The sequence below is a fragment of the Candidatus Diapherotrites archaeon genome, from assembly GCA_040755695.1.
Lineage (GTDB): Archaea > Iainarchaeota > Iainarchaeia > Iainarchaeales > 1-14-0-10-31-34 > JBFMAK01.
In genome coordinates, this window is the sequence record JBFMAK010000004.1 from 96,887 (window position 1) to 115,349 (window position 18,463).

The following is an 18,463-nucleotide window of genomic DNA, read 5'->3' on the forward strand; positions in this document are numbered from 1 at the left end:
GCAATAAATTTAACTATTTCTTGTAATAAATTGTGATAGGTAAAATTATGAATGATCTAATTGGCAGGTCAAAAAATATTTTTAATAAATTAAATATTGAAGAACTGCAAAAGGCAGGTATTGAAAGAGAGGATATAAAAGTTTCTTCTCACAGCCACCATATTGTTACTTATCCCCCATTATCTGCTTTGCCCGAAATAAATCCTTCAGAAATATATTCAAGTAACAACCAAAAATCTAATCGAGAAATAGCCCTTTACCTGCATTTGCCGTTTTGCACAGGAAAATGCTTATATTGCGCCTATATAACTCTAGCAAACAAGCCTAAAGAGTTTATTGACAGATACATTGATGGCGTTGAAAAAGAAATTGACCTCTTGCTAAAATTCCCAAACCTTCAAAATATTACAGTAAATTCACTTTATGTTGGCGGCGGAACACCAACTTTTTTATCAGCTCAACAGCTGGGCAGAGTCTTAAAATTGCTGAAAACTAGATTTACTGTTAAAAGTTGGGCAGAAATAACCGTTGAAGCAGGACCAGAAACAATTGTTGCTTATGACGGAAAAGAAAAGTTGGAGATTCTTTTACAAAATGGAGTAAACAGGTTAAGCATTGGCTTTCAAACTTTTAATGATGATATATTGAAATTAATTAGGAGAAGGCATAATTCAAAACAAGAAATAGAAGCATACAATTTATTAGAAAAAGTTGGTTTTGAAAATATTAATATTGATTTAATTCCGGGTTTGCCTGACCAAACACTTGAAAGCTGGCAAAACGATTTAGAACAAATAAGCAAACTGGATCCAGCTTCTGTAACCTGCTATCCGCTTTCCATAAAGCAAACAGCCGCTATCTGGCCAATGTATCAGGAAGAAATAAAGAGATTTCCAAGCAGAGAAAACGTCATAGTGATGCACATAATGGCAAATGAATTCTTTAATGATTTAGGTTACACTCAAAGGCCTGTCTGGTGGTATACAAAAACACCTGAATATGTTTACAAACAACAAATTCATAAGTGGGGTGAGCTTGGAGAACAATTAGCTTTAGGTGCCTCTGGATATTCATTTATGAATGGTTTCCAGTATTTCAACTATCGAACTGTGCCTCAATATTTAGAGGCAGTTGAAAACAATAAGTTGCCTGTCTGGAAAGGCACAAAACTTTCAAAAGAAGATTTGATGAGAAGACTAATCTTATTCGGTTTAAAAACAGGGCTCAGCAAAAAATTGTTTAAAGCCAAATTTGACATAAACCCAAAAGAGGTTTTCAAAGAAAGCTGGAAAAAACTGGAAGATTTAAAATTAACTGAGGAAGACAAAGAAATTATTGAGTTGTCCTACAAAGGAAAGCTGTTTGCTGATGAAATTTCCAAAAAATTTTACAGCGATGAAGTTAACAAATTAATTGAAGATTAATCCAACAATGCTTTTTTGTGGTAACTGTTTTTATTCATTATCAGTTATTCTCTTTTTATTATGACTTGGAGCCATGAAAAATTGATTGAATTGTTCCTGAAATACTTCAAGGAAAAGAGGCACAAGATAATCCCTTCTGCTTCGCTTATCCCTGAAAACGATTCAAGCGTTTTGTTCACTACAGCAGGAATGCACCCCCTTGTACCATTTCTTTTAGGGCAGCCTCACCCAATGGGAAAAAGGCTTGCAGACGTCCAGAAATGCCTGAGAACAAACGACATAGAAGAAGTAGGCGATGACTGCCACTTAACCTTCTTTTTGATGCTCGGGAACTGGAGTTTAGGAGACTACTTCAAAAAAGAAGCAATTGAAATGAGCCTTGAATTCCTTACTGGAAGGAAGTGGCTGAACTTGGACGAAAAAAAGCTTTACATTACAATATTTGAGGGAGACAAGGACGCCCCAAGAGACGAAGAATCCTTAAAGGAATGGAAAAGGAAGGGCATACCAGAAGAAAGAATTTTCTTGAACCCAAAAAAAGACAATTGGTGGGGCCCTGTGGGGGAAAGCGGCCCTTGCGGGCCAGACACAGAAATATTCTACGACACAGGAAAAAAGAAATGCTCTCCGGACTGCAGGCCAGGATGCAATTGCGGAAAATACTTCGAGATATGGAATGACGTCTTTATGGAATACTTCAAGACAAAAGAAGGAAAATACGAGAAACTAAAACAGAAAAATGTTGACACAGGAATGGGGGTAGAAAGAACAATTGCTGTTCTCCAAGGAAAAGAGAATGTGTTTGAAACAGAGCTTTATTCAAGCGCAATGAAGAAATTGCAGGGATTAGGGAATGCGCGGAATGAAAAATCTGGCAGGATAATTGCAGACCATTTAAGGGCTGCAGTGTTTGTGCTGGGAGAAAAAAAGGTTGCCCCAAGCAACATGGACAGGGGATATGTTCTCAGAAGGCTTATAAGAAGGGCAATAAGGCACGCAAGACTAATTGGAGTAAAAGCAAACTTCTGCAGGCAGATAGGAGAAGAATTCATTAAATCTGAAGGAAAGGAATGGCCTGAATTAAAGGAGAACAAGGAATTCGTTTTGAGCGAACTAGAAAAAGAGGAAGAAAAGTTTTCTCAGACACTAATGAAAGGCCTCAAAATTTTTTCCCAGATAACAGAAAAAAACAAGGTCTTGAACGGAAAGGATGCTTTCCTCTTGTTCCAATCATACGGCTTTCCATTAGAAATAACAATGGAATTAGCAAAAGAGAAAGGAATCAAAGTAAATGAAAAGGAATTTCAGGAAGAATTGAAATTGCACCAGGAGATTTCAAGGAAGGCAACAGAGAAGAAGTTTAAGTCAGGCCTGGCAGACCAAAGCAAAGAAACAATAGCATTGCACACTGCAACGCACTTGCTTCACGCAGCCCTAAGAAAGGTTTTAGGGGAAGAAGTAAAACAGAAAGGCTCAAACATTACGCCTGAAAGGCTCAGGTTCGATTTCTCTTACTCAAAAAACATTGCTCCAGAGCAATTGAATGAAGTGGAAAAGATTGTTAATGAACAAATCAGGAAAGGCCTTGAAGTGAAAAGAGAAGAGAAAACCTTGGACGAAGCAAGAAAAGAAAAGGCCCTGGCATTCTTTGAAGAAAAGTACGGCGAGAAAGTTTCAGTTTATTCTATTGGAGAATTCAGCAAAGAGGTCTGCGCAGGCCCTCACATCAAAAACACAAGGGAATTAGGGAAGTTCAGGATAACAAAACTGGAGTCCATTGGAACAGGCACCAAAAGAATAAAGGCTGTGCTGGAAAAATAAATTCTGGGATTTATTGAATAAAATCTTTTTTTATTTCTGTTATGCCTTTGATTTTGTTGAGTTTTTTGAGCAGGGAGTTCAATTGACTGCGTGACTCGACCTCGAGGGTGAAGGAGTCTTCGGCCAATCCCTTTTTCTTGTTTGTCTGGATGTCAGCGGAAACTATGTTTGCCTTCGAAGAAAAGAATGCATGGCAGAAGTCGTTCAGGAGGCCTGTCCTGTCTAGGGCAGAAACTTTAAGGTGAAGCAAAGACTTTTCTTTTCCCCTTGAATACTTCTTTCCTTTTACTGCAGAAAGAATTGCAGTCCTTGCCTCGTTTGATTTAGTGAAAGAAAGCCAGGCAGGCTTTGCCTGAATCTTGTCTGAAGCAATTACTTCAACTATGTCCCCTGAATTCAGCTTGTGCCATAAAGGCACTCTCCTGCCGTTGACTATTGCCTTGCACGAATTCAAGGCAGATTCACTGCCAGAACAGAAAGCAAAATCCAAAGGAGTAGAATCAAAAGGCAGTTCAACCAGCTTTCCCTCGCCAGAAAAAACAAATATCTGGTTCTGAAGAAGATCTTCTTTTAAAGATTCCATGAACTGGCTTGAGCTTAAAGAATCAAGGCTCAAAGAAGAAAGGCTTTCAATCAGTGAAATCTTCTGGAGCTCGCTTAAATTCTTGTGCTCTTTAAGCCAGTAAAGAATTCCAAATTCAGCTAATTCGCGCATCTGCTTTGTCATTATGTAAACCTTAACAGGCTTTCCGTTAGGGCCTATTACTGTAGTGTGAAGGGCCTGATTCCACTCTGATTCAGGGATTGCAATGAAGTCCTTGAACTTTAATGGAATTGGAGGAAAGAGTTCATGCAGTGCGCCCAAAGCCTTATAGCAGTCTGGAATAGTGTTTGTTAAAATTATCAGTAAAACAAAGTCATGGATTTCATCCAATGATTTGCCTGAACGGTTCATTTTAATGAAGATAGAGGAAGGGCTCCTGAATTCTTCAGCAAAAGAGGCTTTCAATCCAAAGCTCTTGAATTCTTTCTTCAGTTCTTTTTTCATTAACTCTATTTCACTAATCTTTTTCTGCGATTCACTCTTTATTTTTTCTTTGAGCTTCAAGTAAATTTTCGGCTTGATGACAGAAAAACATTGTTCCTCTATTTCTTTTTCTATTGCATTAATGCCAAGCTTGTGGGCTAAGGGGGCATAGACTTCGATTGCGTCAAGGGCAATCCTCTTCTTTCTCTCTTCAGGCAGAAAATTTATTGTGCGAATGTTATGGAGCTTGTCAGCTAGCTTGATTATTACTACCCCCATGTCCTTTGTTGAAGAAAAGAGGAGCTTCTGCAGTGCAGCAATCCTCCTTTCCTTGGGGGAGCCTTCAACCAATACATTCAATTTTGTCAGAGACTCAACTAAAGATGAAACGTGCTCGCCAAATATTCTTTTCAGTTCATTCAATTCAACATCTGTATCTTCAAGGACGTCATGTAAGAGGCCTGCTGCAATTATTTTTTCATCCAAGCCCCACTTACTCAAATTCAATGCAGTATTGTAAGGGTGAATGAAATAGGGTTCGCCAGAAGCCCTTTCCTGGCTCTTGTGCGCGCAAGCAGAAAACCAGAAAGCCCTCTCAATGAATTTTTCAGGGCTCTCCTTTTTAGCAGAAAAAATAATTGGAATATTTTTAGGCAAACCCAAAGCAGAAGCCAAGGACTTAGAACTGATTTTCTTTATTGAAAGGCTTTTAGGCAAATCAAGTGCCCTTGAAACAAGCGAAAACTTCCTCTTATAATAATAGTTATAGTTTCTGAGCAACTCCTTCAATAAAGAATTATAGTTCGACTGAGACTTCATTAAAACTCAACCCTCAACTCTCATAGAATATAAAATAATTAAAGCAAAAAATTTAATTACATTTCATTCAAAGCCCCAATATTAAGCAAGTGCAGGGCATTGCCTAATACAATGGAAGAAGCTTCAACAAGCTTAAGCCTTGCATTGCGCAATTCACTGCTTTCGGCTTCAATTACAGGGCAGTCCCTGTAGAATTCATTGAATGATGCAGTGAAATCAAGAAGGAACTGGCACATGCTGTGCGGAGCCAAGGATTCAGAGCATTCCTTTACAGTAACCGGGTAATTCAAAATCAATGAAATCAATTTCTTCTCAGAGGGGGAATTAAGCAAATCATAACCTGCTTTGCCTTCAATTTTTCCTGACTTTCTTAGAATGCTTTTTGCTCTCGCAAAAGAATACTGAACATAAGGGCCTGTTTCTCCTTCGAATGAAATGGACTGCTTTGGGTCGAAATGCATGTCCTTTAAGGCATCAGTTTTCAGGAGGAAGAATTTGATTGCACTCAAGCTAATTGCTTTAGCCCTTTCATCCAATTCCTTTCCTTTCAGTTCAGGGTGCCTTTCCAGGATTTCCTCTTTGGCCATTTTCTTCATTTCCTCAATTAAGAAATCAGCGTCAACAATTTTTCCTTCCCTTGACTTCATTCTGCCTTCAGGCAAATAAACCATACCGTAATTCAAGTGAATGCAGTCAGAGCTCCACTTGAAGCCAAGTAACTCAAATATCTTGAAAAGCTGCCTGAAGTACAGGTTTTGTTCAGAGCCAACAACCCAAATGCTTTTATCCAAACCGAATTTCTCGAATTTATGCTTTGTCAAAGCCAAGTCATTTGAAATATAAACTGAGGTTCCATCAGCCCTCAAGATAACCTTTTTCCCTAATCCCTCTTTCTCCAAGTCAGCAGTAATATTCCCTTTTTCATCCTTCTCAAAAATTTTCTTCTTCAAGCCTAATTCAATCAAAGGCCTTGCCTTGTCATAAAAATCTGATTCCCTGAATTCAACATCAAATTCTGACCCGAATTCCTTATAGGTCTGCCTCATTCCCTCTATGACCCACTCATTCAATTTCTTCCAGAGTGCTCTGACTTTCTTGTCTCCCTTCTCCCATTTCCTGAGCATTTCTTTTACCCCTTCCTCTAATTCAGGCTGTCCTTCTAATTTCCTGTTAAACATCACGTAAAAGTCTCCAACGAAATGGTCTGGCTTCTTGTTTGGATTCCTTCCTTCACCCCATTTACCGTAAGCATACATTGACTTGCAGATGTGCACTCCCCTGTCAGAAAAAAGATTTGCTTTAATTACCTTCCAGCCGTTTACATCAAACAGCCTTGAAACTGCCATTCCAATCGAGTCATTCCTTAAATGCCCTAAAGTCAAAGGCTTGTTTGTGTTAGGCGCAGAATATTCTATCATTACTTTTTTTGCTTTGCCCTCAGAATTCCTGCCGTAATTCTTTCCTTTCTTCAAGACTTCAGGAACCAGTTGCCTTGCAATCAAAGAATAATCATAAAAGAAATTCAGGTAAGGGCCTTTCACTTCAGCCCTCTCAATAAAGCCAATTCCTTTTTTTGATTTTAACTGCACCTCAATCTTCTGTTTAAGCATTAGCGCAATCTCTGCAGGCTTTTTTTTCATGAAACCAGAAAACCTAAAGCAGGGAAGCGAGAGGTCTCCCAATTCCTTCTGCGGTGGCACCTCAAGCAGTCCAGCAATTTTACCTTCAGGGAAATCCTTAATTGAAAGAATGCCTGCAATCAGTACAGCAATCTCCTTTTTCGAGTTCATTTTTTAACCTTCTTATTTTCTTTCTTTTCTTTCTTTGGATGGCCTGGAGACTTTCTTTCTTTTCCTAAAAGAAAGAAAGGCTTAGTGACGGGCCCGGTGGAATTCAGCGTTCAAGGGTTCATCCCGTCAATAATTCATTATGCACCCATGCTTTTTTTATTCTTTCACCTCACGTCAAGCAGGAGACTGGTGAGGGCTCCTGCCTTTCACGCTTCAGACCTAAGGAAAGGCACGAATTTTTGAGCATTCATTTGATCACCTCAAACCAAATTAAAGGCAAGAAATCGCAGGGCGTTATCCCTCTACTCCTGAAAGAAGAAGGAATCAGTCTGGCTCGGACTGGATGTCGCCTTAGCCTTTCGGTCAGCGACTTGGAGGCAGGAGCATGAACGGCTATTACTGGAAGAACAAGGAGACCGGACAATGGTTTTTCAGGAAAACAAAGGATGCAGAGGATTGGGAGGGGCCTTTCAATACCAGGAAAGCAGCAAAGCAGGCGAGAGCTGAATACTATGAAAGGCTGGCTGAAAGCAGGCCAACACTTATGATACGTATCATAGGAGGGATGTAAAATGAATTGGAACGCAAACGGGAAGAGAAGGAAGGAGTGCAATAACTTGAAGGCTGTCAGGCACTTCAACAAAATTTTAGGCTTGTGCCGTAATCCTTCTCGGACATTAACGAACATTGCAATGGAGTGGTAAGTTATGTATCAAAAAAACGAAAAGATAGCTTGCCTACGAAACATTGGCGCACAGGATGATATAGAGGCAAAACGCTTGTTCGTAGGTAGGCTAACGACGAACAAGGATTTAACTCTACAAGTAGAAGAACTCCAAAGTTTCGTAGGTAGGCTAACGACTCGCATCAAGTTACTGGAATCAATTCTTTTAAACAACAAAAAAATTGAAACAGCATTCAAATTACAGCAAATAAAAGAGTTATGCGAATTAAACGAAAAAGTCACTGTTTCAGTAATTAAAAGAGAACTGAAATTAAACGCAAGAAATTGTGTTATAGAATTAATGAAAGAAGCAAGCCGAACACACGACCTCTATTTTTTTAAGGGATGCCCTGGCCAAGAAAGCTTTCTTTCAAGAAAGCAACCAGAAAACAAGGCAATGACAGCATACGCAGAAACATACTATGAATTAATTAACAGCCCAATAGGAACTTCCATAACAGAATCAGCGATTGCTCATAAATTTGAATTGAACGGCCAGGAACTGCAGAGCGTTTTAAGCCATTTAGCCAGGCACAGAGAAATTCACATAATATGCCCTATGAGCAGGAAAGGATGCAGGAGGGTCAAACGTGTTCAGTAATTCTTTCAGGAACCCTTTTCTTTTTCTGTTTTCCGTTAGCGGTTCAATCCGCAGGAAAACTAAAATAAAAAACAGCAAAGGTATTGGGAGCAAAAAAAAGAGAGAAAAGAGGACGCCACCTAATTCCTTGACCGGAATTACTTTCGGCGTCCTTCATTTCCCAAAGAAAGCCTTTAAGCGTCAAAAAAACGAAAAGGCAAAAGGAGGAATTTTAGGATGACGGAAAAAATTGAAGGAACTGTAACTGCAGTATCTCAACAAAAAAAGTCAATTCAATTAGGAGAAATAATTGCAGCAGGAAAAGCGAAGGACTACCTTCCAAGAAAAGGAGACAAAGTAGAATTAACCTTAGATGAACAAGGAAAAGTCTTATTCTGCAAGCTGTTAGGCCAAGAAAAGAGACATAGGAAAAAATCATTCCAGCAAAAAAATTAGCAGAAAATGCTTTGGTAATAGCAGAAATCCTGTTAGGAGACATAGGAAAAAACGAATTGAATGCAGTAATGCAAGCCAGGCTCACAACATTCCAGGAATTAATGCTTGACAGGAGGACGGCATTTATTCAGTCAAGCAAAAAAGAAAACATTAAGTTTATGAGGAAATAAAAAATGATTGACTACCATGACGTGCAATACTACGACCACATAAGCAAGAAGCTTACAATGCCGCAAATGGAAAAAGCAATGAAATTCGTTTACTTAGACTTAATAAAATATAACGGGGACGGAAGCTTCACCTGCAAAGCAATGATTGGATACAACACCAGAAACTACACCTTAAAAAAGCACTCTGAATTTTCTTGGGAGTGCAACTGCCAAGGCTGGCAGTCAAAACTAAAAAAGTACGAGCATGACGGGAGCGCTTGGCCTTCATGCTCTCACGTCGCAGCATTATACGTCTGGTTCAAGGTAAGATACTCAAAAGACTGGAATGCAGCACAAGAAGAAGCCCAAAAAATGCTGAAAGAATTCAGTGAAGGAGGGAATTAAATGGAAGAAATTGAAATTGAAATAGGAAAAATTAAACCTAATCCATTCAAGAAATTCATTAATAAAGGGAAGCTATACGAAGAAATAATTGAAAAATTAATGGAAGGATACCAGTAGACAACCTTTCACGAAAACTTGCTGGCAAGAAAAAACTAAAACTTTACTCAAAGAAAAAATAATTCAATAAAAAAAGGAGGGATTTTTTTGATGGCGAGGAAAGCAGGAAAAATTACGGCAGCACTGTGCCCGAAATGCGGTCAAACAATGGACAAAATTGAGGGTTGGGTTTGCAGTAAATGCGGAAAAAAAACAAAGAAGTGAAAAAGAAGTGAAGGAATTAAAAGAGAAAATCTTGCGGAGGCACAATCCTTGCTCTCATTGTTTCTGTGAGGCAAGTTTCATGTTGCCTGACTACAATTTGTTCGCTTGCGGAAATTGCTTAGATTAAGTCATAAGGAAGAAATTGAATTTACCTAACAATACTGTTGTGAAAGTAAGAATAATAAAACAGAACCATTGGAGTGCAAGGTAAAGAAAATGAACCAAGAAAAAGCAGAAAAGTTGTGCAAGACATTGGAATGCGGAATAAAGAAAGACGACAGAGAACCAGCTCCAAACAAGAAAAGAAGGCGGTCAAGTGACTCAAGAAGAGTATTATTGCGTTAAATGCGGAAAAGAAATAGGTTCAGGCCAGGAACTAAAGCACGAGTTCCATAAGTTGTTTCCTGACTGTGATTTAGAGCATGCTAACCTGCATACAGTGCACCGTATCTTGGACGCATTAAAAGAAAAAAACAAGAAGGCTTGAAGAAGGTGAATAAATGAATTTTGTAATTCAATTAAGTTTCTGGGAATTAATTTCTTTACTGGTCGCTTATTTTGTGCTGAAAGTTTTGTATAAGCTAATAGAGGTTTATGTTCTTCTTAGTGCTCAGTCTTTGGCTTTAAAGAAATTAAACAAGCAAGAACAAAAAAAAGAAGACGAAGTATTCAATGATGAAAATTATTAAAAAAAAGAGGCTTTAATAATGAGTAGATGGTGGTTCGTTGTAGGATTAATTGTAGGCTTCTTTATTGGAATAATACTTTAATTGAAGCAAGAAGGAAAGCTTTCTTTTTTGAGGTGATTGAATGACTGGAATTGAATTGAAGACACTGAAAGAGATTATTCCTTGGGATACAAAAGTCGTTAAAGGAGCAAAAAATATTCAAGAAATGTTAGGTAATGTCTTTTCTGGTAATGACTATGAAAATTCTTATGCAGAATCAAACTTAAGGCAGGAAGCTATTAATTGGATAAAAGAATTCAGAGATTATAAAACAGAACATGCTTTAAGTTTAGATGAAAGAATTGCAATGACTGGTTGGATTAAGCATTTCTTTAATTTAAAGGAGGAAGACCTAAAATAAAAAAGAAAGTGAATTCCTAATGCCCGTAAAATTATACTACAAGAAATGTTTTCTGTGCAATAACAAGAAGACCTTAAAGATATTAGACTTCAAGAACGGAAAACACTTGTACTTATGCAAGGAATGTTTAAATAAAAACAAGAACAAGAAATTAATTGAATTATTCGACAAACACGGCAAAAAAAACAACAACAAATTAATTGTAACAGTATGGTGGACAGCAAGCTAAAACTTGTAGGGCACGAAATCGACTACAACTGGAAAATTAATTTAACAATAAAAAAGAAGTGAAATTCAATGCCATTACAAAAAAAACAAATAATCAAAGAATTAATCAAACAGCACCCGCAAGAAAAAAGATACATTAAACTAATAATTAAATCACTACTGCAAACAAAAAAAGAAGGCCTTACAATAAAAGAAATATTAAACGAACTAAGAATAGAAGGATACCAAGCAACATACGACACAATAAGAAGACACTTATGGGAACTATACAAAGAAAACAAAATCAATAAATTCACAGACAAAAAAACCAAGCAAACATACTACTTTCGAATATAAACCTACTTCTTTTTTATTGAATAAAAACCTTTATATTTCACTCACAAGCCTAATTCTTCTTTAGTGAGAATATCTGATAAAACAATTAAACCCTATAAAGATACCTGAAATTGAATTAGTTAACGTTAATTTATTGAAAGTTGACGGAAGAAACCCTAATAGAATGATGTCAACACAAAAAAAAGCTTTAAAGAAAAACATTAAAGAATTCGGTTTTATTGTGCCTATTATAACCAATAAAGATTTATTGATTGCTGACGGAGAACAAAGAATGAATACAGCAATAGAGTTAGGCATGAATGAAGTGCCTGTAATTAAATTGCCTTTAGAAGATGTAGATAGAAGGATTTTAAGGCAAGTATTAAATAAATTGAAAGGAGAACATGAAAGAGAATTGGATTACCAAGAAGCGAAAAAGAATCAATGACTTTAATTGAAGCATTTGAAAACAGGCTAAAAGAAGATGAATTTGATGTATTAAAAGCTTACCAGGAAGCAGGAATTACTATTAAGCCCGAAGAAATATTTCAATTAGGAAATCATAGATTAATGTGCGGGAATGCGGCAATTAAGGAAAATGTTATGTAATGGAATTGGATCCAAAATACTGTGATGTAATAATTAAGCGATGGGAGCAATTTACCGGCAAGAAAGCAGTGAAGGTGAATTAAATTGAAGCGAACTAAAGAAGAAAAAGAAAAACTAAAACAAGATATTCAATCACTTCAATTAGAAAAAATCAATTACAAAGACATTTGTAAAGGACTAAAAATTTCAGTGCCAACTTATTACCGAATAAGCAGTCAATTAGCAAAAGAAAACTACAAAATTTTCTTTAAAGAAAGAGAAAAAATAATAGCAGAATTCTTTGAATCAAAAAACAATTTAATAAGAGAAGCAAGAAAAAAGTACAGAGAAAAAGACGATTACAGAATAATCTATTTAGTTAATCAAATAGAAAACGACACTTTTGACAGACTTCAATCAATAGGCATGATTCCAAGAGAAGCAGAAAAAATTGAATTAGGATTAGGAGAGAGATTATTGAATGCCATCAAGAAAGCAAGAGAACTCAGACGAATTAACGGAAATAATTCTTAACCCAATAAAATTCTTTGCCTTCATTACAGGTTATATTCCTACTGACTACCAGCAACAAATATTATTAGATGACAATAAACACATAACAGTAAGAGCTTCAAGGCAGTCAGGAAAAACAGAAGTAATAGCAGTAAAAATTCTGCAGAAAGCATTACTAATCAATGGATTCAAGACATTAATAATTGCTCCAACAGAAAGGCAAAGCTCAATAGTATTCAATAAAATTGACTCTTACTTAAACCATCACTATTACTTAAACAAACTGCTTTTACGGCATTCTCACACTTACACTTTATTTGACAATGGAAGCGAAATATATTGTCTGCCAGGAGCAAACCCTGAAACAATTAGAGGGTATTCTCCTCACATGATTGTAGTGGATGAAGCAGCTTTCGTTAAAGACACAGTTTATACTGCTATTGAACCTTCTATGTCAGCAACAAACGGAACACTAATACTAATCAGCACTCCTTTCGGAAAACAAGGACGCTTTTATGACTCTCATGCAAGACTCGATTATTATTCTAAATACCATATTCCTTACAATCAATGCCCTTTCATTTCAAAAGAATACTTAGAAAAAGAAAAACAATCAAAAACAGAAATGGAATTCCAACAAGAATACGAAGCAGAATTTGTTGAAGAACAAGACACTTACTTTCCATTACAATTAATTAAGGCCTGCATTGCTGACACAGAAAATCCATTAAAAGAAGAAGGATTTAATTACTACTTAGGCTTAGATCCAGCACGATTTGGAACAGACGAAACAGTTTACTGTATTACAAGAACAAAAGATGGTTTATTAATTGAAGTAACAGAATTACAGGCAACAAAAAAGCTTCCAACAACTGACGTCATAGGAAGAACTAAAGCATTACACGATAAATACAATTTCAGTAAAATTTACGTTGACGAAACAGGGTTAGGAGCGGGAGCAGTAGATTTACTGAAAGAATCAGGCCTGCCAATAGAATCAATTACTTTTACGCTTCAATCAAAACAAGAATTATACCAGAACTTGAAGCTATTAATGGAACAAAACAAAATAAAGTTCTTTGACAACACAAAATTATTATTTCAATTAGCAGAACTTCAATACGAATACACGAGCAACAAACAACTAAAATTACATCACCCAGACAAACTTAACGCTCACGATGACTATCCTGACGCTTTAGCTTTAAGTGTTGCATTCACAATAATAAGAGAAGGAATCGCTTTACTTAAAGACGAAAAAGAATTAGTATTCTAAAAGACACACAAAAATTTATATTTCGCTCACGTTCTGATTTAATTAGAATTCATTTAATCCCCGAACATAAAAAAAAAAAAGCGAGTACCTAAAAAAGATTTGAAAAGGGCAGTAGAAGAGAGTCAGCCCTTTAACTCTCTTCTACTTTTCAAACGTTTATGAAATTATTTGGATTAGAAATAACAAAAAATGGAACAATTCAAGCAATAAAAAAACAAGTAGACTCATTAGAAAGCCAGTTAGCTTTAACGAGACCTAATTTAGACGAACTAATGTCAGTCGGCGGAGAAGTAAGAATCCCTTCATATCCTTTGCCTGCAAGCACATTATACGAAATAAGCTTGTACTCAGACATCTTACGCAACATTCACTTAGCACTAAAAGGAGAAACGTTCAGGAACGGTTATTCCTTTAAAACATTATTTGAAGCAAAATGCATTGAATGCGGAAAAGAATTCGATTACAAAGCAATTCAATGCGATGAATGTGCAGGAGAAACAAGACAGCCATTAAACCTTCAACTACAAAAAATAAAAGAATTCTTAAAGAAATGCAATGAAAACAAGCAGTCATTAATTGAAGTATTAGAACAATTAGAAGACGACCTAAACATAATGGATGACGCTTACCTTTTAATCAACAAAAAATATTACTTTAACGAATTAGGAGAAATAATTGCAGCAGACATTAAAGAAATACTAAGAGTGCCCCCTCACAAAATTTTAATATATGTTGACAGAAAAGGAAATCCAGGAAGAGACTTAGATGGAAGAAAAGTCTATGTTTGCCCTGAACACAGAACAGAATTAAAACACGAAAACGGTTACTGCAGTAAATGCCAGAAAAAATTGTATGAAGTCTTTTATGCTTCAAGAAAAGGAAGAGACGGAACAGAACCAGAAAACTATTACATTGAAGACGAAATAATTCACGTCAGCAAATACTCTCCTTCTCTAAGCTATGGTTTCCCTACAGTTCTAACGATATGGCAGAAAGCAGTAACCTTAATGAACATGGACAAGTACGTGAAAGACTATTACGGAAAACAAAGGCCTCCAAAAGGCTTATTCTTAGTGAACACAAGAAACAAAGAAGGATTAGTAAAGACATGGGAAGAACTACTCAAAAACCTTGAAAAAAACCCGCACTTGATCTGGCCTTTAGCAGTCGAATCAAATTCTACTAAAGGACAAGTAGCTCAATTCATTAACTTCATGCAATCATTAGAAGACATGCAATACATTGAAGCAAGAAACGAAATGAGAAGAACAATAGGAGCATTATACGGAGTAATGCCTTTATTTCAAGGAGATACCAGCGTTTCAGGAGGCCTAAACAATGAAGGCCTGCAAATAACAGTAACCAACAGAGCAGTCGAAAGAGGACAAAGAATTTACAACGAAAAAATATTCCCAGAACTATTAAGGCAGTTCGGAGTAACTGACTGGAAATTAGAATTAAATCCATCAGAAGAAAAAGACGAAATGGCTGAACTGCAAAGAGAAAACCTGAAAATCCAGAACGCAAGACTAATGCTTGACATGGGCTTTGACGTTGAATTAACAGAACAAAAAGAATTCAAGTTTTCAGGAGAAGCTTCAAGACAAGAAATGATTGCCTCTCCTTTAATGCCAGAACAGACAATTCCATCGGAATCAACTCAAAGATTTCAAGGAGAACCAAGCAGTATAAGAATGGCATTAGAAGAAATAGAAAAGTTTACAGGAGAAAAAAAAATTCAAGGAAGAGAAAAAGAATTAGAAGAAAAACTATTAAGAGAATTAGAAGAATTCACTGTAGAATTAGATTACAAGAAAAAACCATCAAAAGAACAACTAAAGAAAACAATAAAAAAGTTAAGTGAAAGATTATCAAAAAAATTAGTGAATGCAAGCGAAAGAGAACTGAAAAAAATTTACGAGGAAAGCATTAAAGACATAGAAAAACAATTAGGAACAACAATTGGTTTCAGTGAAGTAGACGAAAACGCTTTAAACGTAATAAAAAAACAGGAAGTCTTCACTGAAGCATACTCTAACATGAATTCAAGCATATCAAAAAAATTAAACGAAATAATAAGTGAAGCTTACGCTAAACCAGAAGAATTCACTATAAAAAAAATTATGGACAAAATGAAGGAAACAATAAGCGAAGAAGACTACAAATTAGAAAGAATAGCAAGAACAGAAACAAACCACGTAAGCAATATTGCCAGAATGAATTCTTACATGAAAGCAGACCCAAAAGGAGAATTCAAATACAAATGGATTGGACCAGATGATTACAGAACAACAGAATTATGCAAAGAATTAAAACAAAAAACAAGTAATGGAGTAACACTAAAAGAATTAAAAGAATTAATTAAAAGCACTTCAAACAAGTACGGTTTCGAGGCAAGAGATTTTACTCCGCATGTCAATTGTAGACATAGCTATATTCGCAAGGTATGAGAATGATTGAAAGAAGAGACATTATTAGGCTTTACACTAATTACAAGAGTTACGAAGAAAACATTAGCATTACAACAACTAAAAACATTGAAATAGATTTAGGAAGAAAAGGAAGAGGAATAATATTAAGAACAGACGCAACAATAACAGTAAAATTCAATGGAACAGGCAATGACGCAATAACAGTAACAACAACAGATTCCCCGTACATAATGAATGCAAGCGATTACTTTGGAATTCAATCAATTATTTTGACTCCATCAACTTCAGCAAACATAAAGTTATTGGTATGGTGAAATAAATGGCTTCAATGGGAATAGGAAGAGAAAAATTCAATCATACTGAACTAAAAGACATGCCTGATTCTACTGGAATAAACACAGACCACGATCAAAGATATGGTGGAACTGGATGGGATACAACAACAAAACTAAAAAACGCTCAAGACCACATAGCCAATACTTCAAACCCGCACACAACTACTTTTAATAAATGTTATGATGCAGAGCCAGGCGCTACAAGAACAATAACTGTTGATGATGGAAACATTCATTACGATTTAAATGCGTCATACGGAAGCTCTATTGTATTTGGATTAGATTTAAATCCATCAATAGGAGAACCAAGTTACACGCATTCAATTTTCAGGATTAGAGACGAAACAGACAATAATATTTTTGTGGTTCAGCGGTCAAGATTAACAGCAATTCCGCCAATCGAACACTCAAAAGTCATGACGGTAAATTGGTATCCAGGAGCAGATAATACTTATGACTTAGGAGGAACTGATCCAGTTTCAAAAATTACTTATAGATGGAAAGACTTGTATTTAGCAGGAACAATTAAAGGAACTGCCTCACCAATTGAAAATATTTCAATAAATGCAGCAAGCGGAGACATAAAATTATTGGGTTTGCTTAAAGATGCTGATTCAGGTGGAAATGAACTAACAGTGGCAAACGCTAAAGCAGCTTATAATCATTCTCAAACAATAACAGGAAACCCTCATAACTTAGATACTGATGACGTTCCAGAAGGAATAACAAACTTGTATCTTACAAATGAAAGAATTGATGACAGAACAGCAGCATTAATTCAAAACGGAACAGGATTAACTTGGACTTATGATGACATATTAAATACTTTAACTGGAAATGTTTCCTTGACTCCATTTAACACAAATAATTTAAGTGAAGGAACAACTAATTTTTATTATACTGAAACAAGATTTAATTCAAGTTTTTCAGAAAAAACAACTGATAACTTAACACAAGGAACTACAAACAAATATTATTCAACTACTTTGTTTAATACAGATTTTGCTTCAAAAACATTGGATGATTTAGCAAACGGAATAACTTATATTAGAATAAAAAAAGCACAAAAAGAAGTATTGCATCCAGAATTCGCAGGAGCAGTTTTAACAGGAACAAGTACTACTGGTTCAATGACTTCTGATGCAGACATAACAAACAACCATAATTATTATCAGTGGAGTGGTGGAGCAGCAGACGATACTTATTCTATTGAAGTAATGTTTACTTTGCCTCAAGACTTTAATGGATGGCAAGCAAACGCAATAATAATTAATTTTAAGACTCAAACAATAACTGTAACAGATAATAGCTTGGATTTCTATATCTACAAGAATGGAACACTGATTACTTCTTCAACTGGAAAAGTTTCTTCTGTAGCTGATACTTGGACTACAACAACAATTACTTCTACTTCAATGGGAGCATGGACGGCAGGAGATGATTTAAGAATTAAATGCACTCTTAAAAGTGATTCAAGTGCAACAAAAGCATATTTAGGAGAAATTGAATTACAATTCAATGCAGGAGCGTGATTAAATTGCCTATAACTGAAGAACAATTAAATGAAGCATTAGAAAGAATAAAAGTAGTAAGCGATAAAGCAAAAAGAATAGAAAAATTAATTAATATAACAAGAACAAAATTCTACGAAAGCTTTACTACTTTAATTGAATTAACTACAATACAAAAACAAGCATTACTAACAGAATACAATTCATTAAAAACAGAACTATTAGATGCAGTAAATAATTTATTGTAGGAGGAAGAAAAAAATGGTTGAATACATTTATCCAATATTAGATGCAAATTGGGACATTCATTGGCTGAGGCCGAGAATATACTATGAGTGCGGTTTCTTTCCTGACTGGATTACCTTGGCTTATCCTAACACAGCAATCGGGTTCAATTCTGCTTTGACTGCAAACCAGAAGCTGTCACTTGACAACGCAATGAAAAAAACAGATATTGGATTAGAACCAATAAACATTAAACACAAACTTTCTGCTACAATTAATCCAGAAAAACTAACTCAATTAATTCAAACAATAATAGGAAAAAAAATATTATATCATTGTATTGACGGAAAAGTGGACTTAATTTTTTTAGAGAATGTTACTGCCAAAAACCTTAGTGACATTGAAATAGCGTTAGGCAAAATTTGGAAGTAATGA

25 protein-coding genes and 1 pseudogene are annotated in these 18,463 nt (G+C 35.8%); 24 read left to right on the top strand and 2 right to left on the bottom strand.

Going from position 1 to position 18,463, the window contains the following annotated elements; genetic code table 11:
• Positions 1-47: 47 nt before the first annotated feature.
• Positions 48-1,424 (top strand): coproporphyrinogen-III oxidase family protein, encoded by a 1,377-nt coding sequence (locus tag AB1467_06625; protein ID MEW6295927.1) that lies wholly within the window; start codon positions 48-50, stop codon positions 1,422-1,424.
• Positions 1,425-1,484: 60 nt separating this feature from the next.
• Entirely contained in the window at positions 1,485-3,245 is a 1,761-nt protein-coding gene (locus AB1467_06630; GenBank protein ID MEW6295928.1) for an alanine--tRNA ligase, read from the top strand.
• Between the two features lie 10 nt (positions 3,246-3,255).
• Here AB1467_06630 and AB1467_06635 read toward each other — a convergent pair whose 3' ends face one another.
• Together AB1467_06635 and argS are read right to left on the bottom strand one after the other, a co-directional pair.
• Positions 3,256-5,091 (bottom strand): HD domain-containing protein, encoded by a 1,836-nt coding sequence (locus AB1467_06635; GenBank protein MEW6295929.1) that lies wholly within the window; start codon positions 5,089-5,091, stop codon positions 3,256-3,258.
• A 56-nt stretch (positions 5,092-5,147) separates the two neighbouring features.
• On the bottom strand, positions 5,148-6,881 hold the full coding sequence (gene argS, locus AB1467_06640; GenBank protein ID MEW6295930.1) for an arginine--tRNA ligase: 1,734 nt from the start codon (positions 6,879-6,881) through the stop codon (positions 5,148-5,150).
• Positions 6,882-7,266: 385 nt separating this feature from the next.
• Between argS and AB1467_06645 the strand changes: the two genes are divergently transcribed.
• The 22 genes and pseudogenes from AB1467_06645 to AB1467_06750 all read left to right on the top strand — a co-directional run bounded on the left by AB1467_06645 (position 7,267) and on the right by AB1467_06750 (position 18,460).
• Positions 7,267-7,452, top strand: a complete 186-nt coding sequence (locus AB1467_06645) for a hypothetical protein (protein ID MEW6295931.1) — start codon at positions 7,267-7,269, stop codon at positions 7,450-7,452.
• A 1-nt stretch (position 7,453) separates the two neighbouring features.
• On the top strand, positions 7,454-7,585 hold the full coding sequence (locus AB1467_06650; protein MEW6295932.1) for a hypothetical protein: 132 nt from the start codon (positions 7,454-7,456) through the stop codon (positions 7,583-7,585).
• 3 nt (positions 7,586-7,588) lie between these two features.
• Complete coding sequence (locus AB1467_06655) at positions 7,589-8,206, top strand: hypothetical protein (protein ID MEW6295933.1); 618 nt, start codon at positions 7,589-7,591, stop codon at positions 8,204-8,206.
• Between the two features lie 216 nt (positions 8,207-8,422).
• On the top strand, positions 8,423-8,641 hold the full coding sequence (locus AB1467_06660) for a hypothetical protein (GenBank protein MEW6295934.1): 219 nt from the start codon (positions 8,423-8,425) through the stop codon (positions 8,639-8,641).
• An 11-nt stretch (positions 8,642-8,652) separates the two neighbouring features.
• Positions 8,653-8,811: a hypothetical protein gene (locus AB1467_06665; GenBank protein MEW6295935.1), complete on the top strand. Its 159-nt coding sequence runs from the start codon at positions 8,653-8,655 to the stop codon at positions 8,809-8,811.
• Between the two features lie 3 nt (positions 8,812-8,814).
• Complete coding sequence (locus AB1467_06670; protein MEW6295936.1) at positions 8,815-9,195, top strand: hypothetical protein; 381 nt, start codon at positions 8,815-8,817, stop codon at positions 9,193-9,195.
• Positions 9,196-9,732: 537 nt separating this feature from the next.
• Positions 9,733-9,861 (top strand): hypothetical protein, encoded by a 129-nt coding sequence (locus AB1467_06675; GenBank protein MEW6295937.1) that lies wholly within the window; start codon positions 9,733-9,735, stop codon positions 9,859-9,861.
• Positions 9,833-10,003: a hypothetical protein gene (locus AB1467_06680; protein ID MEW6295938.1), complete on the top strand. Its 171-nt coding sequence runs from the start codon at positions 9,833-9,835 to the stop codon at positions 10,001-10,003. Before AB1467_06675 ends, AB1467_06680 begins: the two co-directional genes overlap by 29 nt.
• Before the next feature lie 13 nt (positions 10,004-10,016).
• Positions 10,017-10,205, top strand: coding sequence for a hypothetical protein (locus AB1467_06685; GenBank protein ID MEW6295939.1), 189 nt, complete (start codon positions 10,017-10,019; stop codon positions 10,203-10,205).
• Positions 10,206-10,326: 121 nt separating this feature from the next.
• Entirely contained in the window at positions 10,327-10,605 is a 279-nt protein-coding gene (locus AB1467_06690) for a hypothetical protein (protein ID MEW6295940.1), read from the top strand.
• A gap of 19 nt (positions 10,606-10,624) precedes the next feature.
• Positions 10,625-10,834, top strand: coding sequence for a hypothetical protein (locus AB1467_06695; protein ID MEW6295941.1), 210 nt, complete (start codon positions 10,625-10,627; stop codon positions 10,832-10,834).
• Between the two features lie 68 nt (positions 10,835-10,902).
• Positions 10,903-11,169: a hypothetical protein gene (locus AB1467_06700; protein MEW6295942.1), complete on the top strand. Its 267-nt coding sequence runs from the start codon at positions 10,903-10,905 to the stop codon at positions 11,167-11,169.
• A 109-nt stretch (positions 11,170-11,278) separates the two neighbouring features.
• Positions 11,279-11,596, top strand: a complete 318-nt coding sequence (locus AB1467_06705) for a ParB N-terminal domain-containing protein (protein MEW6295943.1) — start codon at positions 11,279-11,281, stop codon at positions 11,594-11,596.
• Positions 11,593-11,757, top strand: coding sequence for a hypothetical protein (locus AB1467_06710; GenBank protein MEW6295944.1), 165 nt, complete (start codon positions 11,593-11,595; stop codon positions 11,755-11,757). Before AB1467_06705 ends, AB1467_06710 begins: the two co-directional genes overlap by 4 nt.
• Positions 11,745-11,840 (top strand): annotated as a pseudogene (locus AB1467_06715) (site-specific DNA-methyltransferase). The gene AB1467_06710 and the pseudogene AB1467_06715 overlap by 13 nt, the downstream one beginning before the upstream one ends.
• Before the next feature lies 1 nt (position 11,841).
• Positions 11,842-12,270, top strand: a complete 429-nt coding sequence (locus AB1467_06720) for a hypothetical protein (GenBank protein MEW6295945.1) — start codon at positions 11,842-11,844, stop codon at positions 12,268-12,270.
• Positions 12,218-13,525 (top strand): phage terminase large subunit, encoded by a 1,308-nt coding sequence (locus AB1467_06725; protein MEW6295946.1) that lies wholly within the window; start codon positions 12,218-12,220, stop codon positions 13,523-13,525. The genes AB1467_06720 and AB1467_06725 overlap by 53 nt, the downstream gene beginning before the upstream one ends.
• A 158-nt stretch (positions 13,526-13,683) precedes the next feature.
• The gene (locus AB1467_06730) at positions 13,684-15,975 is read left to right on the top strand and encodes a hypothetical protein (GenBank protein MEW6295947.1); all 2,292 of its coding nucleotides are present in this window, start codon (positions 13,684-13,686) and stop codon (positions 15,973-15,975) included.
• A gap of 2 nt (positions 15,976-15,977) precedes the next feature.
• Entirely contained in the window at positions 15,978-16,271 is a 294-nt protein-coding gene (locus AB1467_06735; GenBank protein MEW6295948.1) for a hypothetical protein, read from the top strand.
• A 5-nt stretch (positions 16,272-16,276) separates the two neighbouring features.
• Positions 16,277-17,824, top strand: a complete 1,548-nt coding sequence (locus AB1467_06740) for a hypothetical protein (GenBank protein MEW6295949.1) — start codon at positions 16,277-16,279, stop codon at positions 17,822-17,824.
• Positions 17,821-18,051 (top strand): hypothetical protein, encoded by a 231-nt coding sequence (locus AB1467_06745; protein MEW6295950.1) that lies wholly within the window; start codon positions 17,821-17,823, stop codon positions 18,049-18,051. Before AB1467_06740 ends, AB1467_06745 begins: the two co-directional genes overlap by 4 nt.
• A gap of 13 nt (positions 18,052-18,064) precedes the next feature.
• On the top strand, positions 18,065-18,460 hold the full coding sequence (locus AB1467_06750; GenBank protein ID MEW6295951.1) for a hypothetical protein: 396 nt from the start codon (positions 18,065-18,067) through the stop codon (positions 18,458-18,460).
• The last annotated feature ends 3 nt before the right edge of the window (positions 18,461-18,463 follow it).

Excerpts from the sequence above, each read along its gene's own strand:
- AB1467_06730 (MEW6295947.1), top strand. The coding sequence starts at position 13,684 with ATGAAATTATTTGGATTAGAAATAACAAAAAATGGAACAATTCAAGCA.
- AB1467_06710 (MEW6295944.1), top strand. The coding sequence starts at position 11,593 with ATGACTTTAATTGAAGCATTTGAAAACAGGCTAAAAGAAGATGAATTT.
- argS (MEW6295930.1), bottom strand. The coding sequence starts at position 6,881 with ATGAACTCGAAAAAGGAGATTGCTGTACTGATTGCAGGCATTCTTTCA.
- AB1467_06645 (MEW6295931.1), top strand. The coding sequence starts at position 7,267 with ATGAACGGCTATTACTGGAAGAACAAGGAGACCGGACAATGGTTTTTC.
- AB1467_06695 (MEW6295941.1), top strand. The coding sequence starts at position 10,625 with ATGCCCGTAAAATTATACTACAAGAAATGTTTTCTGTGCAATAACAAG.
- AB1467_06685 (MEW6295939.1), top strand. The coding sequence starts at position 10,017 with ATGAATTTTGTAATTCAATTAAGTTTCTGGGAATTAATTTCTTTACTG.
- AB1467_06660 (MEW6295934.1), top strand. The coding sequence starts at position 8,423 with ATGACGGAAAAAATTGAAGGAACTGTAACTGCAGTATCTCAACAAAAA.
- AB1467_06725 (MEW6295946.1), top strand. The coding sequence starts at position 12,218 with ATGCCATCAAGAAAGCAAGAGAACTCAGACGAATTAACGGAAATAATT.
- AB1467_06690 (MEW6295940.1), top strand. The coding sequence starts at position 10,327 with ATGACTGGAATTGAATTGAAGACACTGAAAGAGATTATTCCTTGGGAT.
- AB1467_06700 (MEW6295942.1), top strand. The coding sequence starts at position 10,903 with ATGCCATTACAAAAAAAACAAATAATCAAAGAATTAATCAAACAGCAC.
- AB1467_06630 (MEW6295928.1), top strand. The coding sequence starts at position 1,485 with ATGACTTGGAGCCATGAAAAATTGATTGAATTGTTCCTGAAATACTTC.
- AB1467_06740 (MEW6295949.1), top strand. The coding sequence starts at position 16,277 with ATGGCTTCAATGGGAATAGGAAGAGAAAAATTCAATCATACTGAACTA.
- AB1467_06650 (MEW6295932.1), top strand. The coding sequence starts at position 7,454 with ATGAATTGGAACGCAAACGGGAAGAGAAGGAAGGAGTGCAATAACTTG.
- AB1467_06635 (MEW6295929.1), bottom strand. The coding sequence starts at position 5,091 with ATGAAGTCTCAGTCGAACTATAATTCTTTATTGAAGGAGTTGCTCAGA.
- AB1467_06675 (MEW6295937.1), top strand. The coding sequence starts at position 9,733 with ATGAACCAAGAAAAAGCAGAAAAGTTGTGCAAGACATTGGAATGCGGA.
- AB1467_06655 (MEW6295933.1), top strand. The coding sequence starts at position 7,589 with ATGTATCAAAAAAACGAAAAGATAGCTTGCCTACGAAACATTGGCGCA.
- AB1467_06735 (MEW6295948.1), top strand. The coding sequence starts at position 15,978 with ATGATTGAAAGAAGAGACATTATTAGGCTTTACACTAATTACAAGAGT.
- AB1467_06670 (MEW6295936.1), top strand. The coding sequence starts at position 8,815 with ATGATTGACTACCATGACGTGCAATACTACGACCACATAAGCAAGAAG.
- AB1467_06750 (MEW6295951.1), top strand. The coding sequence starts at position 18,065 with ATGGTTGAATACATTTATCCAATATTAGATGCAAATTGGGACATTCAT.
- AB1467_06625 (MEW6295927.1), top strand. The coding sequence starts at position 48 with ATGAATGATCTAATTGGCAGGTCAAAAAATATTTTTAATAAATTAAAT.